Annotated in this window: 4 protein-coding genes; all 4 read right to left on the minus strand. The window is 34.9% G+C overall.

Translation table 11 applies throughout. The annotated features are described in order from the left end of the window. Positions 1-417: 417 nt before the first annotated feature. Positions 418-534 carry a photosystem I reaction center subunit VIII gene (locus tag F6K13_RS25245; protein ID WP_124143427.1) on the minus strand — a complete coding sequence of 39 codons (117 nt, stop codon included), beginning with the start codon at positions 532-534 and terminating at the stop codon, positions 418-420. A gap of 165 nt (positions 535-699) precedes the next feature. Then, the gene (locus tag F6K13_RS25250) at positions 700-1182 is read right to left on the minus strand and encodes a photosystem I reaction center protein subunit XI (protein ID WP_124143428.1); all 483 of its coding nucleotides are present in this window, start codon (positions 1180-1182) and stop codon (positions 700-702) included. A gap of 242 nt (positions 1183-1424) precedes the next feature. After that, positions 1425-2111: a TIGR04283 family arsenosugar biosynthesis glycosyltransferase gene (locus tag F6K13_RS25255; protein ID WP_124143429.1), complete on the minus strand. Its 687-nt coding sequence runs from the start codon at positions 2109-2111 to the stop codon at positions 1425-1427. A 341-nt stretch (positions 2112-2452) separates the two neighbouring features. After that, the gene (locus F6K13_RS25260; RefSeq protein ID WP_124143430.1) at positions 2453-3082 is read right to left on the minus strand and encodes a TIGR04282 family arsenosugar biosynthesis glycosyltransferase; all 630 of its coding nucleotides are present in this window, start codon (positions 3080-3082) and stop codon (positions 2453-2455) included. Positions 3083-3207: the final 125 nt, after the last annotated feature.

Consider the following 3207-nt stretch of genomic DNA (forward strand, 5'->3'; position numbering starts at 1 on the left):
TGAATAAATATAAAAGCATTAACAAATAAAGGTTTGAGCCTTTTTAGGTCTGGAAAAAGTACCTAGTTTTTGGCTGTTGTCGTCTCAAAATAGTAAAGTTTTGACACTAACTATCAGAAAAATTGGCCATGACAGATAGTCTAAACTGTTCTCTGTTCCCTACCATCACTATTAGACTTTTTCAGCAAACTCTAATTAAGGTTTAAAGCTTCTCATAAGCAAGGAGAAACAATGAATTAATTTTCCTTTGAGTCAATCCTCTTCTTTTCAAGGATCGGTAATTATTAATTATTAATTGTTGAACAATAACCACCCCAAAAAACATCAAAAAAGTGGCGTTTTTACCCCCTGCATTATCAGGTAGATGTTCACACGCCACTTTATTCAATTAACTTATTGAGCTAGAAGGATAAAAAACTAGGCTTCACTCTCAATGTAAATGAACAATAAACCCATAACTACAATTGGCATTAACCAGGTAACTACAGGAATTAAAATCCAAGGTAAGTAAGCTGCTGCATAAGAACCAGTCATTTCAAATTCTCCTTAAATTACACTATTTCAAAGTAGGTGATTATCTGAATTTAATCAAAATTTTACTTGTTTTTTTGGCAAAATTTGACTGTAATTATTTCACCCATTAAAGGCAAGATGTAAATATAAAAATCCGATTTACATCTTCAATTATTTAAGAGGTATTTAATTAAATACACCTCGGAAAATAGAGTCTACAATTTCAAAGTTTTCTATTAGGAAGAAAGCCACAACGGCACCACCCATTGCACCAATGAAGAAACCACCAGTAAACTGACTCCAACCTTCAGAAGTTTTTAGTGGGTCTGCACCTTCAGCGCTCTCTCCTTGGAAGGAAACTATGCCATAAGCGGATAGGCAGATAGTAGCAATTAGAATTAGGGCGATCGCGGAAATTAGTCCACCTAAGTTAGCAACTGCAGAATCCCGTAATGGACCGAGTTTTGTCCAAGGACCAACGATAAAATAACCGTGGGCCATACCTACTTCTAGACCCCGTAAAATTGGGGATAGACCTTGACGGTAGATAGGTAAGTTACCGATAAATGTTCTGGTAAAGTCAGAATCACTGATTGGAGTAGATAAATGACCAACGAAAGGATCTCCGTTATAGGGTTGAACAAATCCTGTATCTGTAGCTTCTGGCATACTTAATTCTTTCCTCTGAGTAGGAGTTCAAAAATCTTTAGAAGATATTAAGCTCATATTTTACGAGGTAGGTGCATTCTATTCTCAAAATTGGTTTTCAACTTTAAAAAAATTAATCTAATCTGGTTATTTTTAAAAAAGCGGTCAGCAGTCAGCAATCAGCGGTCAGCAGTCATTGGATGGGGTCAGAAAGGCCATCCAGTTGTGCCTTCTGCCTTCTGCCTTCTGCCTTCTGCCTTCGTTCATATATGTCTACGATATAATCGCGCTAGTCTTTTTGGAGATACCCCAAGTAGATAAGCAATGATAACTATTTGATTAATAAAAGTAGTTTTGAGTATTCCTAATTTTTGCCACCGACGACCAGAGGTGAATACTGGAGCTGGTACAATGGCTATTTGTCCTCTTTTTTTTAACTGTCGTATCAATTCAAAATCTTCCATAATTGGTATTTCTGGGAAACCACCAATTTCTTGAAAAATTTTGGCTGGGAGAAAAATTCCTTGGTCTCCATAAGGCATTTGCAAATAACGCGACCGCCAATTTACCATTCTTTCAACTATTCGTAAACTTTTTGTTGTTCCTCTAATACTTAGTTCAAAAGCACCTGCAATAATTTTTGGTTTGACCAATATCTCTTCCAACATTCGGTCAAAGTTTGAAGGTAAAAGGGTATCTCCATGTAGAAATAAAAGAATTTTTCCCCTTGCTATTTTTGCTCCACAATTCATCTGAGTGGCACGACCAGGAAGAGAAGAAATAACTTGGATATTTAAACATTTAATCAGCTCAATTGTTCCATCATTACTGCCACCATCAACAACTATTATTTCTATATCTTTATCTTTTGCCGTTTGAGCTGTTGAAATTGTTTGGGTAATCGTACTAACTTCATTTAAAACAGGAATAATAATCGAAATACTGGTCATTTCAGTTATCAGTTATCAGTTAAAGAAAGGCAGAAGGTAGAAGGCAGAAGGCAGAAGGTAAAGAAAGGTTCCAGGACAGAAGTTTTTTTTATAACTGATTATCCGAATATGATACAGCGGATTCCACCTTGGTGAAGTACATCCCTCGCGGACAAGATGCCCGCACTTGCATTCATTTAATTATTAATATTTGTACTTCATATACTTGGAATATGCTGTATAAACTCAGACTATAGAGCATCCTAATTTTTGGGGTGCATCTCATATTTACAAAAATACTTTTCTCCTATTCTCTATTCCCTATTCTCTGTTCCCTAAAAGCTATAAGTTTTTGGCTTTCTTCAAAACTGAGATGTACCCTTAATTTTAAACTGTGATTTTTCTAAATCTTCTGGACGGTCAATATCAGAAAGCTTAGGTAAATAATCAATAACTAACTTCAAACTTTGAGCGATCGCTACAGTTTTTGACAATACTTCGGACGTTCCCCAATTAATTCCTTGAAATAATTCTGGAGTAATTTTTCTCAGACCAATTAAATAATAACCCCCATCTGTTGCAGGACCAATTATCACATCAGATTCAGTCAGTTTAGCAAAAGCTTGTAAAATAATTTCAGAAGTTAAACTAGGGCAATCTATACCAATAATTACCACAGATTTCATCCCCCGATTAAAAGCAGATTGAAACCCTCTTGCCATACGTTCCCCTAAATCCCCCATACCTTGTTCTTGATATTTTAAATCTGAACCTAACCAATTTTTCATTAATTGTAAATCGCCACCGACAAATCTAACTTCAACAGATAATGAAATAAAATCAAATAACTTATTAGCTTTTTTTACAGTTGTTTCAGTCATCTGACGTTGCAAATTTGCTGCACCTTCAGCCCCCAAAGCAGGTATTAATCGTGTTTTAGTTTTTCCTGGTTCTGGATAGCGAGTAAAAATAATTAGTTGTTGATGTTCCATTGTGATACAATATAAACTAGATTTAAGTCTATTTTTGAGAATAAATTTGATTTCAATTCTACAACAAATAAGTAAATAAAACTTCAATAGAGTTATTCACTATCTCAAAAAAAATATGATTAGAT

Source organism: Okeania sp. SIO2B9 (genome assembly GCF_010672505.1).
Lineage (GTDB): Bacteria > Cyanobacteriota > Cyanobacteriia > Cyanobacteriales > Microcoleaceae > Okeania > Okeania hirsuta.